Genomic DNA, 21,555 nt, shown 5'->3' with positions numbered 1-21,555 from the left:
TGCGTAACTGCGGTTAATGGGGGCGGTTTTCGTCTGGGTATAGGGGCGCCCTGATTTCCCCTAACCCCCTAACGAGGTGCCCCGGTCGATCCCGGTGGGTACTCCGCGGGCTGGGGGATCAGACCCCGATTCCGGATGGGGCCGAGATCCATAGCGTTTATGTCAACGCCGCCCTCGTCGGCGAAGAGAGCTTCACAGATCCGATTGAAGGGAAACGAAGATGAACGCGCTTGTCGACTACATCCTGAGCTTGTTCCGCAGCGAAGACGCCGCCCGCTCTTTTCTCGCCGCCCCCGGGCAGGCCATGACGAATGCCGGGCTGGTCAACATCTCGCCCGCACAGATCTCATCTGCGGCGGCCACCGCCGTGCCGGATCTGGCGCTGGGCTCTGGCGACCCGATCGGGGGTCTGCAGCAGGCGGTGGCTGACCAGTACGGCTTTGCCCCGGTTGCAGCGCCCGTGTACGCGGAGCCGGTGTATGCGGATGCGCCGGTGTATGCGGATGCGCCGGTGTATGCCGACGCGGGTTATGGCCCCGCGGTTGTTGCGCAGGACGCCGGACTGGTGGCGGCGGATGTGGGCGCCGGGGTGGCGGCCGATGTCGGCGCTGGTATAGCCGGCGGATTCAGCACTGGGTTCTTCGGCCAAGGCGGTGGCGGACTTGGTTGGCAGACCGGCGCGGGCGGCTTCATGCCGGGGTTTGCGTTCGCTGCGCCGACCGGCGGTTTCGCCAGCCAGGTCGGAGTGGGTGCTCAGGCGGGCCTGGGTTTCAATCTCGGCTTCCAGGCCGGCTTTGAGGCCGAAGCTGGTGCTCAGGTTGGGGCAGGGCTAGGGCTTGGTATTGGCGGCCAGACCGGTGTGGGTGCGGGTCTTGGCTTTGGTCTTGGTGGACAGGCCGCCGCTGGTGGTCAGGTCGGAGCTGGCGTGGGTCTGGGTCTCGGCGGTAACGCCGGTCTGGGTCTCGGTGGCGCGGTTGGTGGTCAGGCAGGCATCGGTGGTGCTGCGGGTGTGGGCCTGGGTGGTGGCATTGGTGGTCAGGCTGGCATCGGTGGTGCGGTTGGTGGTCAGGCAGGCATCGGTGGTGCTGCGGGTGTGGGCCTGGGTGGTGGCGTTGGTGGTCAGGCTGGCATCGGTGGTGCGGTTGGTGGTCAGGCGGGCGTTGGTGGTGCTGCGGGTGTGGGCCTGGGTGGTGGCATTGGTGGTCAGGCAGGCATCGGTGGTGCGGTCGGTGGCCAGGCGGGCCTTGGCGCGGGTCTTGGCGGCCAAATCGGCGGCGGCCTAGGCACGGGTCTCGGCAGTGGCGTCGGCGGCAGTGCCGGTTTGGGCGGTCAGGCCGGTATTGCAGGCGGCGCTCAGGCTGGTGGCGCAATCGGCGCCGGGGGCCAGGCCGCCATCGCCGCCCGCGCGGTCGGCAACGGTCAAGTCGGCGTCGGTGGTCAGGCCGGCGGTGCTGTCGCCGGACAAGCCGGCGCGGGGCTGGGTGTTCAAGCGGGTATCGCCGGGCAAGCGGGTATCGCAGGCCAAGCTGGCCTCGTAAGCCAGGCAGGCGTGGCCAGCCAAGCCGGCCTGGCCGGGCAAGCTGGTCTCGCAAGCCAGGCAGGCATGGCCGGCCAAGCAGGGATCGCCGGACAAGCGAGCCTTGCAAGTCAAGCGAGCGTCGCCGGCCAAGCCGGGCTGGCCGCCGGCACCTCTGCCGGCCTCACTAGTCAAGCGGCCCTGGGAAGTCAGGCCGGTATCGCCGCCGGAGGCGGTGTGGCAGCCGCCGGCCTGGCGAACGTTGGCGGCAACACCGCGCTCGGTGTCGGTGCGAGCAGCCAAGCCGGACTGCTCTCCAGTGAGGGCGCGGCATTGAATGGCGCTGCCACACCGCATGTTTCGGGCCCGCTAGCCGGCGTCGGCGTCGGTGGTCAGGCCGGCGCGTCGGGCGGTGCGGGCCTGGGCATCGGAGGCAACGCATTCGGTGGCCACCCCGTTGTGACACCGCAACCGGCCGCGACCGTCGCCGCCACCGGCGGAGCCGGCGTGGGAGCCCAGACTGCTCCGGGCGGCGTCGCGGCCGCCGGAGCCGGCGGCGGCACCCTGGCTGCCGGAGCTGGGGGACCTGCCGGACCTGCCGGGCCTGGTGCGCACGGTGGCGCCACGGTGGCCGGTGGAGCCGGTGCCGGAGCCCACGGCGACATCCTCACCCATGACGGAACAACACTCGGCACCACCGGCGGAACCACCGCCGGGGGCACCGCAGGTGTCACGCCGGGTGAGCACAGCCCGCCCGTCCCAGCCGGCCACGGCCCCGTCATCCAAACCGGAGGCGGCGCTGGCGGCCAGGTGACGCCGCCGTCGCACGGACCCGTCATTCAGACGCCCGGAGGCGGCACGACGGGCGGCACCCCGCCGGTGATCAATGCGCCGGCACCGCACGCCCCGACTCCGGTTCCGGCCCACCCGGCGCCCATGCCGGCCGACCACGCGCCGGTGCCTACGCCGCAACAGCACGCACCGGTTGAGCAGCCCACCCATCACGAGCCACCGAGCCCGTCGGTGTTCGGGCACGAGCCGCCCGTGCCGCACACGCCGCCGGCGCACACCGATCCGCCGGCGTCGCACGGCCCGGTCGGGCACCACGGATTCTGATTCGACAAGACTCGGGCCGAACCGGCGGGGACCTGCATGGTCCCCGCCGGTTTGTGCGAATACCGTGATCTCCGAAGCCAGCGATCGAGAAAGTGGGGCAACGCGGTGAACCAACCCGATGACCCGCGACGGGTCAGTGTGATAGTCGAGCTGATCGACCACACCATGGCGATCGGCAAGCTGAACGACCGCGGCGACCTGGTGCAGCGGCTGACCCGGGCTCGCGAGCGCATCATCGATCCGCAGATCCGGGTGGTCATCGCCGGGCAGCTCAAACAGGGCAAGAGCCAACTGCTCAACTCGCTGCTCAATCTGCCGGTGGCCCGCGTGGGCGACGACGAGGCCACCGTAGTGGTCACCGTCGTCAGCTATAACGCCGAACCGTCGGCGCGTCTGGTCGTGGCGGCCGGGCCAAACGGCGAAACCGCAACCGTGCCTATCCCGGTCGACGACGTCAACCACGACCTCCGCCGCGCACCGCAGGCCGCCGGACGCGAGGTGCTGCGGGTCGAGATCGGCGCGCCAAGTCCATTGCTACAAGGCGGATTAGCGTTCATCGACACACCCGGTGTGGGCGGACACGGGCAGCCCCATCTGTCAGCGACCCTGGGCCTGCTGCCCGACGCCGACGCCCTGCTGATGGTCAGCGACACCAGTCAGGAATTCACCGAGCCGGAGCTGTGGTTCATCCGCAAGGCACACCAGATCTGCCCCGTGGGGGTGGTCGTGGCCACCAAGACGGACCTTTATCCACGCTGGCGAGACGTCGTCAACACCAACGCCGCGCACCTGCAGCGCGCCCGCGTGCAGCTGCCCATCGTTCCGGTCTCATCGTTACTGCGCAGTCACGCGGTCACTCTCAACGACAAAGAACTCAACGAAGAATCCAACTTCCCGGCGATCGTCAAATTCCTCAGCGAGAAAGTCCTCTCCCGCCAGACCGACCGAGTTAGAGACCAGGTCCTCAACGAAATATATTCGGCTGCAGAGCAATTGACGTTCTCAGCCGGTTCGGAATTGTCGGTCCTCAACGACCCGGGCCTGCGGGAGCGGCTGGCCGACGATCTGGAGCGGCGCAAGAAGGAAGCCCAGGACGCGTTGCAGCAGACCGCGCTTTGGCAGCAGGTGCTCAACGACGGCTTCACCGACCTGAGCACCGACGTGGACCACGATCTGCGCGCACGATTCCGCGCCGTCACCGACGACATGGAACGTCAGATCGACTCCTGCGACCCCACTCGGCACTGGGCCGAGATCGGTGCCGACGTGGAAGACGCGATCGGCACCGCCGTCGGGGACAACTTCGTCTGGGCCTACCAACGCGCCGAAATACTGGCCGACGACGTCGCCCGTTCATTCGCCGATGCCGGCTTGGATTCGGTCATGTCTCCCGAACTGACCGCACGTCTGATGGGCGGCGAGTTCGGACGGCTAAAAGCGTTGGCGCGGTTGGAGTCCAAGCCGCTGGGCAAGGGTCAGAAAGTGGTCTCGGGATTGCGGGGATCCTACGGTGGCGTGGTGATGATCGGCATGCTGTCGTCGGTCGCCGGCCTGGGGTTGTTCAACCCGGTATCGGTGGGGGCCGGCCTGATCCTCGGCCGGATGGCCTATAAGGAAGACAAGGAGAACCGGCTGCTGCGGGCACGCGCGGAGGCAAAAGCCAACGTGCGGCGCTTCGTCGACGACGTCTCGTTTGTGGTGGGCAAGGAATCTCGTGACCGGCTCAAGCTGATCCAGCGCACGATTCGCGACCACTACCGCGATATCGCCAACGAGATCACCCGTTCGCTGAACGAGTCGCTGCAGTCCACCATCGCCGCGGCACACCTGGAAGATGTGGAGCGCGACAATAAAGTTCGCGAACTGGAGCGGCAGTTGGACATCCTCAACCAGGTCACCGACAACCTGGACAAACTGGCACCCCGGGTGAACTTGGGTCGTCCGTGAGCACAACTGATCGCGTCCGCGCGATACTGGGCGGAACCATCGAGGCCTACCGGGGCGAGCCGGCCTATCGCCAGCGCGCCGAGGTGTTTCACCAACTCGATCGAATCGGCGCTCGGCTGTCCGAACCGATCCGCATCGCGCTGGCCGGCACGCTGAAAGCCGGAAAGTCCACTCTGGTAAACGCCTTGGTCGGCGACGACATCGCGCCGACCGATGCCACCGAGGCCACCCGCATCGTGACCTGGTTCCGGCACGGGCCCAGCCCGCGGGTCACCGCGAACCATCGCGGTGGGCGGCGCTCGAACGTGCCAATCACCCACGAAGGCGGATTGAGCTTCGATTTGCGCAAGGTCAACCCTGCCGATGTGGTCGATCTCGATGTCGAGTGGCCCGCCGAGGAATTGGTCCAAACCACCATCATCGACACTCCGGGTACGTCGTCGCTGACGCGCGACGCCTCCGAGCGCACCCTACGCCTGTTGGTGCCGGCCGACGGGGTGCCGCGGGTGGATGCGGTGGTGTTCCTGCTGCGTACCCTCAACGCCGCGGATATCGCTTTGCTCAAGCAGATTGGTGGTTTAGTAGGCGGCTCAGCGGGCGCGCTGGGCATCGTCGGCGTTGCCTCCCGCGCCGACGAGATCGGCGCGGGCCGCATCGATGCGATGCTGTCCGCCAACGACGTTGCCAAGCGCTTCACCAACGAGATGAATCAGACGGGCATCTGCCAGGCGGTGGTCCCGGTGTCCGGCTTGCTTGCGATGACCGCACGCACCCTTCGCCAAAGCGAGTTCACGGCGCTACGCAAGCTGGCCGGGGCCGACAGCGCCGAACTCAACAGGGCCTTGTTGAGCGTGGATCGCTTTGTCCGGCAGGATATTCCGTTGCCCGTTGACGCGGGAACCCGCGCGCAACTGCTGGACGGCTTCGGCATGTTCGGCATCCGGATCTCGATCGCTGTGCTGGCCGCCGGTGTAAACGATGCGGCGGGACTGGCCGCCGAGCTACTGGAGCGCAGCGGGCTGGTGGCACTGCGCGAAGTCATCGATCAACAGTTCGCGCAGCGCGCCGACATGCTCAAGGCGCACACCGCTTTGGTGTCGTTGCGCAGGTTCGTGGCGGCACATCCGGTAATGGCCACCCCGTACGTCATAGCCGATATCGACCCGCTACTCAACGACACCCACGCCTTCGAAGAACTACGCTTGCTGAGCCTATTGTCCTCGCACACAACGACATTGAACGAAGACGAGATCGTATCGCTGCGCCGCATCATCGGCGGCTCGGGCACCGGTCCGGCCGCCCGGCTGGGGCTGAGCAACCAGGATCCCAATGAGGGCCCGCGCGCGGCGTTCGCCGCGGCGCAACGCTGGCGCCGTCGCGCCGAACACCCGCTCAACGATCCCTTCACCACCCGGGCCTGCCGCGCGGCGGTGCGCAGCGCCGAAGCGATGGTGGCCGAGTTCGCCGCGCGCCGCTAGGCCGTTAAGCCCCGGGCGCCACCGTGGTCGGCGTGACCGGAGCGACCGTCGTCGTCGGCGGCGGCTTCACCGTGGTGGTCGGGGGCGCGGTCGTCGTGACCTGAGTAGACGTGGTCGGAGGTGGCGTGGTCGTCGTAGTGGTCGGCGGCTGGGTCGTGGTGGTCGTGGTCGATGGGGTTGTCGATGGGGTTGTCGATGGGGTGGTCGAGGTCGTAGACGTGGTGGTTGGGGGCGGCGTCGTCGTGGTGGTGGACGGGGGCTGCGTGGTGGTCGTCACCGTGACGGGCGGAGGGGTGATCACCGTCTCGGTGGGGCTGTTGTCGGGCCCGATCACCGTGGTGGTGATGGGCGGCGGTTGCGACGTGGTGGTGACCGGTTTGGTGTTGGTCGGGCCCAGCGTGAGCGCCAGCACCACGGCAAGCAGGATGGCCCCAGCCGCCCCGGCCAGGCTCAACAGGATGGTGGGACGCCGGTACCACGGCGGCAACTCGGGTTCGTCGGGCGCGACCGGCGGCTCGACAGGGGTGGTGTAGTCGGCCGGGCCCGCATAGGGAACCGGTTCCATGCCGGTGCCGGCGTCTTCAGACCAGGCCAGAGCCTGATCGGTGGTCGAGTCGCCGCTGCCGGGCAGCGCGTCGGTGGCACCGGTCCAGGCTGCCGGTGCCGCCTGGGTCGGCAACCCGGCGGCGCCGACGACGCTGGTCGGTACGTCCACCGCGGGGCCGGCACCGGTGGGCAGTCCCGCCGACGACCGCTCCAGGCCGAGCGCCGTCGCCCCAAGGGCGGCGCCGAACATCGGTTGCGCAGTGGTGAGGACCGGAATCTGGAACCGTTCGGAAAGGCGGCTGGCGATCAGCGGGATGCCGGCCCCGCCGCCGACGGTCGCTACCGCGCTGAGATTGGTACCCGCAATTCCGTTGCGCTGCAGCGCTTCTTCGAATGCTCCGAGGAATCGGTCAAGCGGCCCGGAGATGAGCTGATCGAACTCGGAGCGGGAAACCCGCAGGTCCCCTCCCGAGCCCGGCAGACCGCTCGCGCCCGTGGCAATCGTGGCCACCGTCGTGGCCGACAGCTGCTCCTTGGCGCGCCGGCATGCCCCGAGCAGCCGGGTCACCGAACCCATTTGGGTTGCGGTGACAGAGACATTGTTGCTGTCGACACCGGGAGCGACGGTAAGGACGTGATTCAGGATGGCCTGATCGATGTTGTCCCCGGAGAACTCGCGGTCCCGGAAGGTCGGACCGATCTGTTGCAGATTGGCCCCGGCATTGGCCAGCGTGACGCTGGTGCCGCTGGCGCCGAAGTCGCACAATGCGACGACGCCGCCCGTCGGGAATCCGGGTTGGCCCGCCAGCCCCGCGAGCGCGACGGTGGCGTCGGAGATCACCAGGGGAGCGCCGTCGGGTGCCAGGCTCGGCTGGGTGACGAGCGCCTCGCGCAGCGCCGCGAACTGGCCGTCCGACCAATATGCGGGCGCGGCGATGGTGACCGGCGTCCCGTAGCCCACCGTGCGTGCCATCGCGTCCAGCGCGACCACGATTAGTGCCGCCCCTTGGTACTTGGTCCCGTCGGCCGCCACCAGCGGCGCCTGGTCGCCCACCCGCTCGACAAAGCCGCGCAGCACCAGTCCCGGCTCGTTGAGATTCGGATTCTCTTCTGGCAGGCCGACTTCAGCCGGCCTGCGATCGAACAGAGTCAATACCGAGGATCGGGACACCGGGTTGGCGCCCGCCCGAGCTGCGACCAGGTTGGCCACCCCAATCGACAACCCGAGCGAATCGCTCATTTCGCGTACCCCTGTGTCAGTTGATTTTCTGGCGGTCGGCTAAGGAAGGTGGGGCGGCAGCGTAATGGGTGTTGGCACGCCCGGAATGGTGATCACCGAGGGTAGCGGCGGTAGATGGCGGTGGGTTGGGGGGGCCTGTGTTGGCGGGCGCGGGGGCTGTTGGACCGGGGGCGTGGTGTTCGGTGGGACCTCCGTACTCGGCGGCTCCGTGGTGGTTTCCGAGGGACTCGGCGGCGGCGTGGTGGTCGTGGTTGACGGGGTGGTAGTCGTAGTCGACGGGGCCGTCGTGGTAGCCGGCGAGCGGGTGGGGCCGCGATCCTCGTTCATCAGCGCGACGATGCCGTAGATGATCAGGGCGATCAGGATCGCGACCAGCAGGGCCCAGCCGATGAGTGTCGCAGGTTTGCGGTACCAGGGCTGGGGCTCGGTCTCCGGCTCGTACGGTTCGAACTGATCAGCGGGCGGTGGGGGACCGGGCGGTGGGTACCCACCCATGCCGAACGGCGCGTGTTGGGTCTCTTGGTTGTGGAAATCATCCGGTGGGCCATAACGTGCCACGGCTCCGATGGTACTGACGCCGCCGGGAGGGCGACGTCACACGTGCGGCAGCCAGACGGTTCCCTGCTGCGGTGAAATCAGGAATCCGCGGCCCTGAGCGTCTTTACAGGCGGTGCTACCTGCGTTGTCGACACCGCAGATCGCGCCATTGAGCGCGATGGAATGCAGCGGCGGAAGCGGCCGTATCGGATGTCCCATAACGGTGTTGTCCGCCCCGGCCACCGGCGCGTTGGTGGGTTGTAGCCCGGTGTCGGTTCTGATGCCGTTCACCCCGGCAAGTCCCCTGGGCGGGTCCTGCGAGACGGCGGGAATGCCAGGGAAATTGTTGCCCGTGCATTCCGCGCCGGAATTGACCAATGTGCACGCGTTCCCATCAGGTGTCAGGAAGAACACTTCGCTCGATGAACCGCGCCCGGGGTTGGGAATCTCGATGGCATAGTCGCCGATGTTGACGGGTGTGTAATTCGTCAGGTCCGGAAAGGTGGGGGGGTCGGCATGGGTGACGGCGCGACAACCCGTCATGGCCGAACCGGCGGCCAGACTCATGGCCGCGATCAGCATCATCGTCCGGCACAATGCCATGTCGATTCCTCCGTCGGTGTTATGGCGGCGCAGCGACATTGGCCCGGAATATCCGAACGTTGTAGTCACCTTCACCCCATTTGCTGACCAGGATGCCCAAATTGTCCAGGGTGGAATCCGGGACGATGTAACCGCCATAGTTCTGGAACACGTAATTGGCTCCAGCCCGCTCGCTCTGTTGCGCTATAACCGTCGCCGGCGCGTTGGGGCCGAATACTTGTGTGGGGTCGTTAGCCACTCTTACCTCGACGTTCCCGGTGGATCTGTCGAAGCCCGACAGCACCGGGTGGCCGTCGACTTCCCGGAAGCTGAGCTCACCGAAATCTCTGTTGGTCAGCGGGGCGGGTGCCGCGTCGGGGGCCCCCCAGCCGTTGCCGGTCCACGGTTGCCAGGTGGAGCGGTCCGCGACGGTACCGGGGTCCACGCGGTACATGGTGACTCCGTGGAAGCCGTCGTTCATACCGCGATTGAAGGAGTCGGCTGCGATGTAAACCATGCCGTCGGCGCCCTTATAGCCGCTGATCTGGGTCGGCGGCGCGCTGGTGATCGGGCTGTTGGGTTGCCAGGGCTTCCAGGACCCGTCGATGGGCCGCCATCCGGCGGCGGGATCGTTGGTCACTTTCACCAGCCATGAGCCGCCGACGGGTTTGAGGTCCTTATCGGTGCCGACCACCATCATGTAGGTGTCGTCGCCCACGGTGATGCTGCCGGCGGGCAGCGTGTCGATGGCTCCGGCATCTTTGGCCTGCTGCGGGATGGCGTCCAGTGGGAACAGCTCGCGCCCGCTACCGCCGGGGCCGCTGAGGATCTCGCCGAAGATCGGCCGGCCCTGCTCGTCGAACCCCTTCACCAGCACTGCCACCGAACGGTAATGCTGGCCTTCGCCGAGGTTTCTGCCCGAGAACGAATCGCCGAAAATCGCGACCAGACGGCCGTCGGGCAGCCGAATGATCTCACCGAGGTCGGCCGCGCCGATCCCGTCGATGCCGGGGTTGGCGCCGGTCCCGGCGATCGGGCCCGGCGGCGGGGACACCGGGACGTCGGCGGCCAGGCCGCCTAATCGCTGGCTGAGCGCGGCGAATTCGCCCATGGCGTGCCGGATGACTTCGCCGGCCTCGGCGAGTCGGCGCTGACCTGCGGCCAGCAGGGCGAGCTTGCCCGCGGGCGTGCCCAGCAGCGGTGCCAGCGCCGCTTTATCCGCCGCCCAGGCCTGGCGGATCTGGGTCATCTGCGCGCGGGCGTGGCGGGTGACTTGACCAGCCTCATTGATGATCGGTGCCGCGCCTAGCTGTACCTGGTATATCCGGGTACGCAGGCCGTCGAGTCGGGCCGTGACCTGGTTTGCGCAATCGCTGGCGTTGCCGGTCCAGGGCGGCCACGGCGGTGGGGACGCCGGCGGCTTGGGTGGGCCCGCAGTGGACGGTTCCCCCGAGCCGAGCAAACCGGCCAGCGCCTCTAGCGCGGCGTCAACGTCCACCCCGCCCACGGTAGACAATCAGCTCAGAACGTATCGACCTTCTCGATGCTGACGAACATGCCGTGGCCGGTGCCGTTGTTCTGGAAGCGGGTGCCCTCTTTGGTGGCGACGATCGTCCAGCCCTGCGCGTCGTAGGTCTGGTAGTCGATGGGGACGGTGGGGATGGCGCCGAGATTGCCCAGAATCCACTGGACCTTGCCGGAGGTGTTGACGTGGACGCCGTTGGCGTGCTCGCCCTCCTGCATCGGGGAATTGGTGAATGGCGCTTCGCAGCCCACGCCGTCCTTGTTGATCTGGCAACGCGTTTGGCCGGACTTGGTTTCGATGAACACATAGCCGTTGTCGTCCGGTTTGAGCGGGATTACGCCAGGGGCGGTGCTGGTCGGAGTTGGCGGCACCGGGATGGCGACGGGTGTCGACGTCGGGGCGCTGGGGCGCGGCGTCGGGAAGGCGGGTTCGGTTGGTCCGGCGCCCGGCGCGGCGATCGGTCTGCCGTCGATCGTGGTACTGCATCCGGCAATGAGCACGGCAGCGGCCAGCAAGACCCACCGTGCCTTCGACAACAACCGCACGCGCTACTCCCCAGATGCTGAGATATCAGATTCAGAGTACGCACGAGGCGGTACAAGTCAGGGCTGCGACGCGTTTTGGAACACCGTCGATGAGGAACCGTTACCCCGTCTTGTCACCGGGCTCGTCAGCGCGCGATTTCGGCGGCGCGATGGGCCGCGGCAATGATGCCCTGATAGCCCGTGCACCGGCAGAAATTCCCGGACAGGCCCTCGCGGATCTGCTCGTCGGTGGGATCGGGGTTGTCGCGCAACAATGCGGTCAGCGACATGACGAAACCCGGCGTGCAGAAGCCGCATTGCAGCCCATGGCATTCCCGCAGCGCCGTTTGAACCGGCGACAACTCGCCGCCTGCGGTTGCGATGCCCTCGACCGTGGTCACCTCCACGTCGTCGGCCTGTACGGCGAACAGCAGACACGAGCGCACCGCGTTGCCGTCCACCAGCACCGTGCAGGCGCCGCACGCCCCGTGTTCGCAGCCGAGATGGGTACCGGTGAGTCCACACTTCTCGCGCAGGAAGTCGGCCAGCGTCATGCGCGGTTCGACGCTGGCCGCGATGGGAGTTCCGTTGACGGTCAGGCGAACTGGTCGTTCATGCATGGGGTGCTCCGCTGGTTGCTTCGGTGACGGCCTGGGTCCAGGCGCGCGCTGTCATCGCGGCGCCTACCCTGCTTCGGTACGATGCCGAGCCCTGCAGGTCCGTCGGGATGTCGTCAAGCCCCCCCAGGGCAGCCTGACCGATCTCGTCGGCTGCCAGCTCGCCCACCGGTCTGCCGATGGCATACTCCTCGGCCGCGGTCGCTCGCCTGGGGGTGGGGCCCAGTCCCAATAGTCCTATGGCGCAACGGCTTACCCGATCCTGATCATCTAATGACAGTGCCACCAGCGCACCGGCGATCGCGTAATCGCCGTGCCGCCGGGCGAATTCCTGGATCGCGAAACCGGATCTGTTATTCCACACCGGGAATCGGACCCCGGTGAGCAGCTCGTCAGGTTCCATGCGGGTTTCCCACAACCCGGCGAAGAAATCCGAGGCGTTGATTTCACGCCGTCCCCGTGGTGACAGCACCTCCATCACCGCGTCCAGCGTGAGCGCCACCGCCGGATATTCGCCCGCGGCGTCGGCGTGGGCGATGGACCCGCCCAGGGTGCCGCGATTGCGGATCTGGAAGTGGCCGATGAAGGGCGTTGCCCGGGTCAACAGCGGAACCGCCTCGCGCACTTGGGTATCGGCGCCCACCTTGGCTTCGGTGGTTCCCGCGCCGATCCACAGCTGGTCGCCCCGGCGCTCGATGCCCTGCAGCTCGCCCAGCCGGGAGATGTCGATGAGGTGGTCGAAGAACGCCAGGCGCATCGACAGCATCGGTACCAGGCTCTGGCCACCGGCCAGAACCTTTGCGTCGTCGCCCAATTCGGCCAGCGTGCGCACCGCTTCCTCGACGGTGCCGGGGCGGTGGTAGTCGAACACCGCCGGCTTCATCGCTGTGCCCCGTCCAGAAGCGCCACGATGGCGGCCGGGCTGGCCGGCAGCCGGGTGACGGTCACGCCCAGCGGCGCCAGCGCGTCGTTGACCGCGTTGATCACCGCCGGTGTCGAGCCGATGGCACCGCCTTCGCCGACGCCCTTGTAGCCGCCGGGCCCGGGGCCCGGTATTTCGATGTGCCCGTATTCGATGGGCGGAACTTCGGTGGCCGTCGGTAGCAGATAGTCGACGAAGGTGGTGGCCAGCGGGTTGCCGTCGTCGTCGTAGACGAAGTTTTCCATCAGGGCGCCGCCGATGCCCTGCACGGTGCCGCCGGCGATCTGGCCTTCCACGATCGCCGGGTTGATCATCGGTCCCACGTCTTCGCTGACGATGTAGCGCAGCAGCGTGACTTTGCCTGTCTGCGTGTCGACTTCGCAGGTGCAGGCGTGGGTGGCGTTGGCCCAGAGGATCGGCGCGGTGGCGACGTAGCGCTCGGTGACCTCCAGAACGGGCGATATGCCAGGCGGAAACTGCTGGGGCTGGTAGTACGCCAGGTAGGCAAGCTCGCCGAAGGTCACCGTCTTCGACGGATCGCCGCGTACGCCGGCGGCCGAATGCGCGAGTTCCACTTCGGATGCCGCGACTTTGAGGTGGTGTGCGGCCAGCGTCACGAGCTTTCCCCGCAGCGCGGTGCCTGCCGCGTTGACCGCACCCGCCGTCATCGGGCCGCTTCGGCTGCCCTGCGTGCCGGCGCCGTAGGGGGTGACGGCGGTGTCGCCCTGGATGGTGGCGACGTCGTCGATGTCGGCGCCCAGCGCGTCGGCGGTCAGCTGAATGACGGTGGTCTCCAAGCTGTTTCCGGTGGAGCCGCCGTTGACGTAGACGTTGATCTTGCCGGTGGGCTCCATTCGGATGGTGGCGCCTTCGGTGCCCAGGTGACCGGTTGCGGCGCCGGTCGGTTCGATGTAGGCGGCGAACCCGAGGCCAAGGTAGCGCCCCTGCGCGAGCGCTTCGCGTTGCTCCTTGCGAAACCCTTCGTGGTCAAGGATTTTGACGGCCTGCTCGAAGGTTTCGACTGGCGCCACGTGGTCATAGGGCATGCCGTTGGGGTTGAAATACGGCATCTCGTCGCGGCGCAGCAGGTTTCGCCGGCGCAGCTCCACAGGATCGATGCCCATCTTGCGCGCGGCGATGTCGAGCAGCACTTCGCGGGCCAGCGTTTCGAACTGCCACGGACCGCGGTAGGCCGCCAGCCCGCTGGTATTGGAGAACACGGTCTTGTAGTTGAAGCTGGACTTGGGCACCCGATAGGGACCGGGGAAGAACATCCCGATGGCGGCGCTGGTCAATACCGGGTAGGGGGTCGGGTAGGCACCGATATCCTGGGCGTAGTCGATATCCACCGCGCGCAGGGTGCACTCGGCATCGAAAGCCATTCTGGCCGTGCCGCTGACATGCCGGGCCTGCCCGGCTGACATCAGATTCTCGCGCCGGTCCTCGATCCACTTCAGTGCCGCGGGTACTTTGCGGGCGGCCAGCATGATGCACATGTCTTCGCGCATCGGGACGACCTTCTGCCCGAACCCGCCGCCGGTATCGCGCATGATTACCCGAACATGTTGTGCCGCAATGCCCAACAGGCGGGCGCAGAACGCCCGCAGCTCGTGGGGCGTTTGGGTGGAGGCCCAGAGGGTGAGTTCACCCGAAGCCGCCGCCCACTCGACGACCAGCCCCCGGGTCTCGATCGGCACCGGGGCGTAGATCTGTTGGTAGACATCCTCTTTGACCACGCAGGCCGATGTCTGAAAAATCTCTTCGTCCGGCGGTGCGCCGGCCATCCCGCCGGCCACGTTGTTCGGGTAGCTGTCGTGTACGAGTACGTCTGAGGTCTGCGCCATGGTGAAGTCGGTGATGGAGGGTAGCGGCTCGTAGTCGACGTCGACCAACTCGATGGCATCCTCTGCGACATAACGACTTTCGGCCACCACCAAGGCCACCGGATCACCGACGAATTTCGCCTCGCCCTCGGCCAGCGGCGGCCGTGGTGTGTCCGGCATGTCCTTACCGGCGACGGCGTGCCAGGCCTCCTGCACATCCGGGTTCAGGTCGGCGGCGGTGAACACCGCGTGCACCCCAGGCAGTGCCAGGGCCGCGGCGCTGTCGATGCCGTTGATCCGGGCGCGGGCAAACGGGCTGCGCACGAAGCATGCATGCAGCATGCCCGGCCGCGAGATGTCGTCGACGAAACTGCCACGGCCGGTCAACAACCGGCCGTCCTCCACCCGCTGCACGCGGGTGCCGGCGTACCGCGGCGAGACGGCGCCCTGCACGTCCTGGGTCATTGTGCTCCATCCGGTTGTCGCCTGATGAGAAGCTTAATGTCATCATAGGAGAGTGGCGTTATCGGAGTCGACCGTTGTCGGCGTCTTGCTGGCCGCAGGTGCCGGTCGCCGGTATGGCAAACCGAAAGTGCTGGTCGAGGGCTGGCTGGAGATCGCCGTCGGCGCACTGCGCGAGGGCGGCTGCGGCGACGTGATCCTGGTGCTGGGGGCCGCGGAGGTACCCGCTCCGGCTGGCGTCACCGCGGTCATGGCGACGGACTGGGAGCAGGGCCTGAGTGCCTCGGTGCGCGCCGGTTTGACCGAGGCACAGCGCAAGCAGGCGGACTACGCCGTCCTGCACGTGATCGACACCCCCGACGTCGGCGCCGGGGTGGTAGCGCGGGTCCTCGATCGGGCGTTGGCATCCCGAAGTGGGCTGTCGCGGGCGTACTTCGGGGACCGGCCCGGGCACCCCGTCGTCATCGCGAGTCACCATTGGCCCGGCGTGCTGGCCGGACTCTCCGGAGATCAGGGCGCCGGGGCATACCTGCGCGATGCGCCCGGCGTCCAAGCGGTGGAGTGTGCCGACTTGGCTAGCGGTCGCGACGTTGACGTTTCTTTAGACCGTCGATAACCCAATGGACCCATTCGATTTCGTACTGGGTCCACCGTAGGCCTCCCTCGAGGACGGCTCGGGCGAAGAACGCATCGTCGTCATCGTCGTCGGTCCAGTCGTAGGCGTCGAGGATCTCTTTGTAATGAACGTGCTCCTGCTCGCATATCGACAGGAGCAATTGCAGGTACTCGTGTTGCTGACTGGTCGTGAGCTGCCCGAGGAGGAAAACGCGCAGCATAGAGGCGTTGCGTATCGGCGGGTCTTCCTGCGGAGAGGTCATCCATCGATACAGCTCGGCGCGTCCGGCGTCGGTGATCGCGTACTCCTTGCGCCCGCGCGGGCCCACGTCAGACACCTTGATCAGGCCGGTATCGGCCAGCTTGTTGAGCTCGCCGTAGAGCTGGCTCTGGGTGGCCGGCCACATGTTGTCCATCGACAGCTTGAATTTCTTCAGCAGGTCGTACCCGCTGGCGGGCTCTTGCGAGAGCAGTCCTAAGGCGGCATGTCGCAAGCTCATATGACGACTCTAACAAGTCAGGCTTGACATGTCACCGACGATATGACAACGACGACATGTCAATAGTGGATGGAGCGGTACGGGGTCAGTCGACTGCTTCGCCGGCCGGGGTGACAGCGCTGCTGCGGGTGTCTTGAGCCGCCGTCAGCACCCTATTGCGGACCAGATACCAGCCGCCGATCATCGCGGGCACTCCGAGCAGCAACGCGCCGAGCATCCAGGGGCCGTGCTCCTTATCGAAGAACATCAGCACCAGCACGCCCCCCAAAAACGCCAGCGTGACATAGCCGCTGTAGGGCGACAGTGGCATCCGGAACTTCGGTCGCTCCAGCCGTCCGGCCTTGGCCAGTTGGTAGAACCGCAGCTGGCACGCCACGATCGTGGCCCAGGCCACGATCACTCCGGTCGCGGCGATGTGCAGCACGATCTCGAAGGCCTGGCTCGGCTTGACGGCGTTGAGCACGATGCCGAACAGCCCGATCCCAGCGGTGAGCAGGATCCCGCCGTAGGGCACGCCGTTCTTGGACATCGGCGCGGTGAACTTCGGGCCACTGCCGTTGATCGCCATCGACCGCAGGATCCGGCCGGTGGAATACAGCCCGGCGTTCAGGCTGGAGAGCGCGGCGGTGAGTACCACGAGGTTCATCAGGCTGCCGCCCCCGGCGAAACCGACCTTGGCGAAGAAGGTCACGAACGGGCTCTCGTGGTCGCGGTAGGCGGTGTAGGGCAACAGCAGCGCCAGCAGCACCGTCGAGCCGATGTAGAACACCGCGATGCGAAACACCACCGAGTTGATCGCGCGCGGCATGATGCGTTCCGGGTCGGCCGTTTCGCCGGCCGCGATACCGACCAATTCGATTGCGGCGTAGGCGAACACCACTCCGGAGGTGACCAGGACCAGCGGCAGCAGGCCGGCCGGCAGCAAGCCGCCATGGCTACTCCACAGCGACCATCCGGTCTGTTGACCGTCGACCTTGAAGCGCCCGGCCAGAAATACCGTCCCGACGACCAGGAATGTCACCAGCGCCAGCACCTTGATGAGCGCGGCCCAGAACTCCAGCTCGCCGAACAGCTTGACCGAGATCAGGTTCATCGAGAGCACCACGATGAGTGCGACAAACGCCAGCGTCCATTGCGGTACGACCTGGAACGCCTTCCAGTAGTGGCAGTAGTGCGCGATCGCGGTGGTGTCCACGATCCCGGTCATGGCCCAGTTCACGAAATACATCCAGCCCGCGGCGAAAGCCACCTTCTCGCCGAAGAATTCGCGGGCGTAGGACACGAACGACCCCGATGACGGCCGGTGCAACACGAGTTCGCCGAGGGCCCGCAGAATCAGGAAGACGAAGATGCCGCAGACGCCGTAGACCAGAAACAACCCCGGCCCCGCGGACGCGAGCCGGCCGCCGGCGCCGAGGAACAGCCCGGTCCCGATCGCGCCACCGAGGGCGATCATCTGCAGCTGGCGGTTTTTGAGGGCTTTGTGGTAGCCCGCGTCTTCGCGGGTGAGTCTCTCGGCGGCGACGTCTAGCGGTGGCATTTCGGAATCCTGGAGCCCTTCGCCCGAGAGAGACAATGGCGTCAGGCTAACTCACCGCCGGGCTTAGCGCCGCGATAGCAGGGGCAAACATGGTTTGCTTGATCGCGCCCAGCGTGCCGGGGTCCTTGCCGCCGAGCGGACGCAGCATCTCGACCGCCGCGGCGGTCACGTCACCCTCGGCCGCGGTGGCGTCGACGATCCCTACGCGCGCGGCGTCTTCGCCGCCGAACCGGCGACCCGTCGTCATGGACGCCACCGCGGTCTGCGGCGAGAGTTTGGCCTGGATGAGTGCGGCCATGCCGTCGGTGAAGGGGATGTGAATGTCAACCTCGGGAAAGCAGAAGTAGCCGCGGTCGGCTCGCATGACCCGGAAATCGTGCGCCGTGGCCAGCATCGCCCCGGCTCCGAAGGCATGGCCGACGACGGCCGCCGCCGTGGGAATGGGCAGGGTGAGCATCCGGGCCAGCAACGCGTGGACGCGCCCGACGTACCACTGGGTCTGGTCGCCGTTGGCGCCGAGCCAGTCCAGATCCAGTCCATTGGAGTAGAACTTGCCGACGGCGGTGGTGACCAGGCCGTGTGCGTTGCCGGCCACGATCTCGTCGAGGTGTGCGTTGATGTCATCGAGAAAGCTTGGCGAGAAACGGTTTTCGTCGTCGCCGAGATCCAGGATGGCGATCTTTTCGTCGTAGCGCAGGCTGATGGTCATGCTGTTGCCCTTTCTGGTGCCCCGTCCGGTGGAGGCCCGATGTCAAGTACGGCGGTAACCGCGGCACGCAGTTGCTCGCGCGCGGTGGTGCTGCCCAGTCGGTTGCGGCGCAGCAGGATCGCGGTCGGCAGGTCGACGATGCAGGTGGTGATCGTGTCGACGGCGGCGGCGTCCTTACGGTTCCAGACGTGCTTGGCGAGCCGAATCATCAGTTCGACCAGCGCCGTATCGAGATCGGTGAGCTCGGTGGCGACCGCACCGGGCAGGTCGGGCTGCAGCAGTTGCTCGCGCTGCACGGTCAGCAGCAGTAGCGAGGAATCCGGATACCGCTCGGCGAACACCGCCGGTGCGTCGGCGGCGGCCACCACTGCGTCGGTTCCGCTGGCCCGGTCGACCAGCGAGGTTTGCACGTTGAGAAACCGGCGTCCCGCCCGCAGCCACGCCCGGCCGATCAGGCCGGCCCGCGATCCGAAGGTGTGATAGAGCGCGCCGTTGGACAGGCCGGCTGCTGCACTGATCGCACGAATGGTCACCGCGGCCGGTCCTGAGCTGACGGCCAAGGACTCGACGGCGTCCAGGACGCGATCGGTGTCGTACACGCGGGGGCGTGGCATGCCTGGACGATAACAGAGCGATTGCTCTGTTACTAATTACTCCACCCGGGAACAAGACGGGATTGGCTGCCGTTAGGATGATCAGCAAGTTGAGCGGACCACACTCAAGGATGGGTTGACACGGCGACGTCGTCGCAGGCAGTCTTGAGCGGGGTTCACTCAGCATAGTGCAGTAAAGAAGCTCTACATCAATCAGGAGGATTCACTATGGCTCGTGCGGTCGGGATCGACCTCGGGACCACCAACTCCGTCGTCGCGGTTCTGGAAGGTGGCGACCCGGTCGTCGTCGCGAACTCCGAGGGCTCCAGGACCACACCGTCTGTCGTTGCGTTTGCCCGCAACGGCGAAGTGCTGGTCGGTCAGCCCGCCAAGAACCAGGCGGTGACCAACGTCGACCGAACCATTCGGTCGGTCAAGCGGCACATGGGCAGTGACTGGGCCGTCGACATCGACGACAAGAAGTACACCGCCCCCGAAATCAGTGCCCGGGTGCTGCAGAAGCTGAAGCGCGACGCCGAGGCCTACCTCGGTGAGGACATCACCGACGCGGTGATCACCGTGCCCGCCTACTTCAATGACGCCCAGCGTCAGGCCACCAAGGACGCCGGCCAGATCGCCGGCCTCAACGTGCTGCGCATCGTCAACGAACCGACCGCCGCGGCGCTGGCCTACGGGCTGGACAAGGGCGAGAAGGAACAGACCATCCTGGTCTTCGACCTCGGTGGTGGCACCTTCGACGTCTCCCTGCTGGAAATCGGCGAGGGCGTGGTCGAGGTGCGCGCCACCAGTGGTGACAACCACCTCGGTGGTGACGACTGGGACGAGCGCGTGGTGCAGTGGCTGGTCGACAAGTTCAAGGGCACCAGCGGTATCGACCTGACCAAGGACAAGATGGCGATGCAGCGGCTGCGGGAAGCGGCCGAGAAGGCCAAGATCGAGCTCTCGAGTTCGGGCAGCACCTCGATCAACCTGCCCTACATCACCGTCGACGCGGACAAGAACCCGTTGTTCCTCGACGAGCAGCTCACGCGCTCGGAGTTCCAGAAGATCACGCAGGACCTGCTGGACCGCACCCGTAAGCCGTTCCAGTCGGTGATCGCCGACGCCGGCATCTCGGTGTCCGACATCGACCACGTGGTGCTGGTGGGTGGTTCCACCCGCATGCCCGCGGTGACCGATCTGGTCAAGGAGCTCACCGGCGGCAAGGAGCCCAACAAGGGCGTGAACCCCGATGAGGTTGTAGCGGTGGGCGCGGCTCTTCAGGCCGGCGTCCTCAAGGGTGAGGTGAAAGACGTTCTGCTGCTTGATGTTACGCCGCTGAGCCTGGGTATCGAGACCAAGGGCGGCGTGATGACCAAGCTCATCGAGCGCAACACCACGATCCCGACCAAGCGGTCGGAGACCTTCACCACCGCCGACGACAACCAGCCGTCGGTGCAGATCCAGGTCTATCAGGGTGAGCGCGAAATCGCCTCGCACAACAAGCTGCTCGGCTCGTTCGAGCTGACCGGTATCCCGCCGGCGCCGCGCGGTGTCCCGCAGATCGAGGTCACCTTCGACATCGACGCCAACGGCATCGTGCACGTCACCGCCAAGGACAAGGGCACCGGCAAGGAGAACACCATCCGGATCCAGGAGGGCTCTGGCCTGTCCAAGGAAGAGATCGACCGGATGATCAAGGACGCCGAGGCGCACGCCGAGGAGGACCGCAAGCGTCGCGAAGAGGCCGACGTTCGCAACCAGGCCGAGACGCTGGTCTACCAGACGGAGAAGTTCGTCAAAGAGCAGCGCGAGGCCGAGGGTGGATCCAAGGTTCCCGAAGACACGCTGAACAAGGTGGATGCCGCTGTTACCGAGGCGAAGTCGGCGCTGGAAGGCAGCGACATCGCCGCGATCAAGACGGCCATGGAGAAGCTGGGCCAGGAATCGCAGGCGCTCGGCCAGGCCATCTACGAGGCCACTCAGGCCGAGGCGGCCGCGGGCCAGCCCGGCGGCGGCGCCCCCGGCGCTGGGCCCGGCTCGGCTGACGACGTCGTGGACGCGGAGGTGGTCGACGACGACCGGGAGTCCAAGTGACCGAAGACATTCCACAGGAACAGGTAACGGTCACCGACAAACGGCGCATCGATCCCGAGACGGGTGAAGTGCGACAGGTCCCTCCCGGCAGTACGCCGGGAGGGACCCAAGGCCCGGCGGAAACCGGGGCGGCCGCCAAAGTCGCCGAGCTGACCGCCGATCTGCAACGGGTGCAAGCCGACTTCGCCAACTACCGCAAGCGGGCGTTGCGCGACCAGCAGGCAGCCGCGGATCGGGCCAAGGCGGCCGTCGTCAGCCAATTGCTGCACGCGGTGGACGACATCGAACGTGCCCGTAAACACGGCGATTTGGACTCCGGCCCGTTGAAGGCGGTGGCGGACAAGCTGATGAGCGCGTTGTCGGATCTCGGACTCAAGCCGTTCGGCACCGAGGGTGAGGATTTCGACCCCGTCCTGCACGAAGCCGTGCAACACGAGGGCGGCGGCGGCCAGGACTCGAAGCCGGTGATCGGCAACGTCATGCGGCAGGGCTACCAGCTGGGTGAGCACGTGCTGCGCAACGCACTGGTCGCTGTCGTCGACACCGTTGCCGACGACCCGCAAGACCAGGGCACTACGCCGGACCCGGAATCGGAACCGGCTGCATCCGAGCGAGCCGACACGGGCGATAACGGCGACACCGCGGGTGAATAGGGCACAGAATCTA

18 protein-coding genes are annotated in these 21,555 nt (G+C 66.8%); 7 read left to right on the top strand and 11 right to left on the bottom strand.

What is annotated here, in order from left to right; translation table 11 throughout:
* The first annotated feature begins 220 nt into the window (after nucleotides 1-220).
* The 3 genes from AWC27_RS32865 to iniC all read left to right on the top strand — a co-directional run bounded on the left by AWC27_RS32865 (nucleotide 221) and on the right by iniC (nucleotide 6,057).
* A complete protein-coding gene (locus AWC27_RS32865; protein WP_139837133.1) occupies nucleotides 221-2,632 on the top strand; it encodes an IniB N-terminal domain-containing protein in 2,412 nt (803 codons plus the stop codon).
* Between the two features lie 105 nt (nucleotides 2,633-2,737).
* Entirely contained in the window at nucleotides 2,738-4,579 is a 1,842-nt protein-coding gene (locus AWC27_RS21210) for a dynamin-like GTPase family protein (protein WP_085672307.1), read from the top strand.
* The gene (iniC, locus tag AWC27_RS21205) at nucleotides 4,576-6,057 is read left to right on the top strand and encodes an isoniazid-induced dynamin-like GTPase IniC (RefSeq protein ID WP_085672289.1); all 1,482 of its coding nucleotides are present in this window, start codon (nucleotides 4,576-4,578) and stop codon (nucleotides 6,055-6,057) included. Before AWC27_RS21210 ends, iniC begins: the two co-directional genes overlap by 4 nt.
* 4 nt (nucleotides 6,058-6,061) lie before the next feature.
* On the opposite strand, the gene AWC27_RS21200 is transcribed toward iniC, so the two are convergent.
* Nucleotides 6,062-7,843 carry an Hsp70 family protein gene (locus AWC27_RS21200; protein ID WP_085672288.1) on the bottom strand — a complete coding sequence of 594 codons (1,782 nt, stop codon included), beginning with the start codon at nucleotides 7,841-7,843 and terminating at the stop codon, nucleotides 6,062-6,064.
* Nucleotides 7,844-7,907: 64 nt separating this feature from the next.
* Here AWC27_RS21200 and AWC27_RS33290 point away from each other — a divergent pair, with 64 nt between their 5' ends.
* Complete coding sequence (locus tag AWC27_RS33290; RefSeq protein ID WP_211281680.1) at nucleotides 7,908-8,189, top strand: hypothetical protein; 282 nt, start codon at nucleotides 7,908-7,910, stop codon at nucleotides 8,187-8,189.
* Nucleotides 8,190-8,437: 248 nt separating this feature from the next.
* On the opposite strand, the gene AWC27_RS21190 is transcribed toward AWC27_RS33290, so the two are convergent.
* From AWC27_RS21190 to AWC27_RS21165, 6 genes are all read right to left on the bottom strand, one after another.
* A complete protein-coding gene (locus AWC27_RS21190; RefSeq protein ID WP_085672286.1) occupies nucleotides 8,438-9,022 on the bottom strand; it encodes a hypothetical protein in 585 nt (194 codons plus the stop codon).
* On the bottom strand, nucleotides 9,003-10,460 hold the full coding sequence (locus AWC27_RS21185) for a DUF4185 domain-containing protein (RefSeq protein ID WP_245847369.1): 1,458 nt from the start codon (nucleotides 10,458-10,460) through the stop codon (nucleotides 9,003-9,005). The genes AWC27_RS21190 and AWC27_RS21185 overlap by 20 nt, the downstream gene beginning before the upstream one ends.
* 23 nt (nucleotides 10,461-10,483) lie before the next feature.
* Nucleotides 10,484-11,032 carry a hypothetical protein gene (locus AWC27_RS21180; protein ID WP_085672285.1) on the bottom strand — a complete coding sequence of 183 codons (549 nt, stop codon included), beginning with the start codon at nucleotides 11,030-11,032 and terminating at the stop codon, nucleotides 10,484-10,486.
* Nucleotides 11,033-11,157: 125 nt separating this feature from the next.
* Nucleotides 11,158-11,631 carry a (2Fe-2S)-binding protein gene (locus tag AWC27_RS21175; protein ID WP_085672284.1) on the bottom strand — a complete coding sequence of 158 codons (474 nt, stop codon included), beginning with the start codon at nucleotides 11,629-11,631 and terminating at the stop codon, nucleotides 11,158-11,160.
* A complete protein-coding gene (locus tag AWC27_RS21170) occupies nucleotides 11,624-12,511 on the bottom strand; it encodes an FAD binding domain-containing protein (protein ID WP_085672283.1) in 888 nt (295 codons plus the stop codon). The genes AWC27_RS21175 and AWC27_RS21170 overlap by 8 nt, the downstream gene beginning before the upstream one ends.
* Nucleotides 12,508-14,838 carry a xanthine dehydrogenase family protein molybdopterin-binding subunit gene (locus AWC27_RS21165; RefSeq protein ID WP_085672282.1) on the bottom strand — a complete coding sequence of 777 codons (2,331 nt, stop codon included), beginning with the start codon at nucleotides 14,836-14,838 and terminating at the stop codon, nucleotides 12,508-12,510. Before AWC27_RS21165 ends, AWC27_RS21170 begins: the two co-directional genes overlap by 4 nt.
* Before the next feature lie 52 nt (nucleotides 14,839-14,890).
* Between AWC27_RS21165 and AWC27_RS21160 the strand changes: the two genes are divergently transcribed.
* Complete coding sequence (locus AWC27_RS21160; protein ID WP_085672281.1) at nucleotides 14,891-15,451, top strand: nucleotidyltransferase family protein; 561 nt, start codon at nucleotides 14,891-14,893, stop codon at nucleotides 15,449-15,451.
* On the opposite strand, the gene AWC27_RS21155 is transcribed toward AWC27_RS21160, so the two are convergent.
* The 4 genes from AWC27_RS21155 to AWC27_RS21140 all read right to left on the bottom strand — a co-directional run bounded on the left by AWC27_RS21155 (nucleotide 15,411) and on the right by AWC27_RS21140 (nucleotide 18,813).
* Nucleotides 15,411-15,950: a PadR family transcriptional regulator gene (locus tag AWC27_RS21155; protein WP_085672280.1), complete on the bottom strand. Its 540-nt coding sequence runs from the start codon at nucleotides 15,948-15,950 to the stop codon at nucleotides 15,411-15,413. The genes AWC27_RS21160 and AWC27_RS21155 overlap by 41 nt on opposite strands.
* 85 nt (nucleotides 15,951-16,035) lie before the next feature.
* Nucleotides 16,036-17,490, bottom strand: coding sequence for an amino acid permease (locus AWC27_RS21150; RefSeq protein WP_085672279.1), 1,455 nt, complete (start codon nucleotides 17,488-17,490; stop codon nucleotides 16,036-16,038).
* Between the two features lie 46 nt (nucleotides 17,491-17,536).
* Complete coding sequence (locus AWC27_RS21145; protein WP_085672278.1) at nucleotides 17,537-18,199, bottom strand: enoyl-CoA hydratase-related protein; 663 nt, start codon at nucleotides 18,197-18,199, stop codon at nucleotides 17,537-17,539.
* Entirely contained in the window at nucleotides 18,196-18,813 is a 618-nt protein-coding gene (locus tag AWC27_RS21140; protein WP_085672277.1) for a TetR/AcrR family transcriptional regulator, read from the bottom strand. The genes AWC27_RS21145 and AWC27_RS21140 overlap by 4 nt, the downstream gene beginning before the upstream one ends.
* 207 nt (nucleotides 18,814-19,020) lie before the next feature.
* On the opposite strand from AWC27_RS21140, the gene dnaK reads away from it, so the two are divergent.
* The gene (dnaK, locus tag AWC27_RS21135) at nucleotides 19,021-20,889 is read left to right on the top strand and encodes a molecular chaperone DnaK (RefSeq protein WP_085672276.1); all 1,869 of its coding nucleotides are present in this window, start codon (nucleotides 19,021-19,023) and stop codon (nucleotides 20,887-20,889) included.
* Complete coding sequence (grpE, locus tag AWC27_RS21130; protein WP_085672275.1) at nucleotides 20,886-21,542, top strand: nucleotide exchange factor GrpE; 657 nt, start codon at nucleotides 20,886-20,888, stop codon at nucleotides 21,540-21,542. The genes dnaK and grpE overlap by 4 nt, the downstream gene beginning before the upstream one ends.
* The last annotated feature ends 13 nt before the right edge of the window (nucleotides 21,543-21,555 follow it).

Source organism: Mycobacterium szulgai (assembly GCF_002116635.1).
In the GTDB taxonomy this organism is placed as follows: Bacteria; Actinomycetota; Actinomycetes; order Mycobacteriales; family Mycobacteriaceae; genus Mycobacterium; species Mycobacterium szulgai.
Note: the sequence above shows the minus strand (reverse complement) of the source record. Positions and strands in the feature narration are given on the sequence as shown.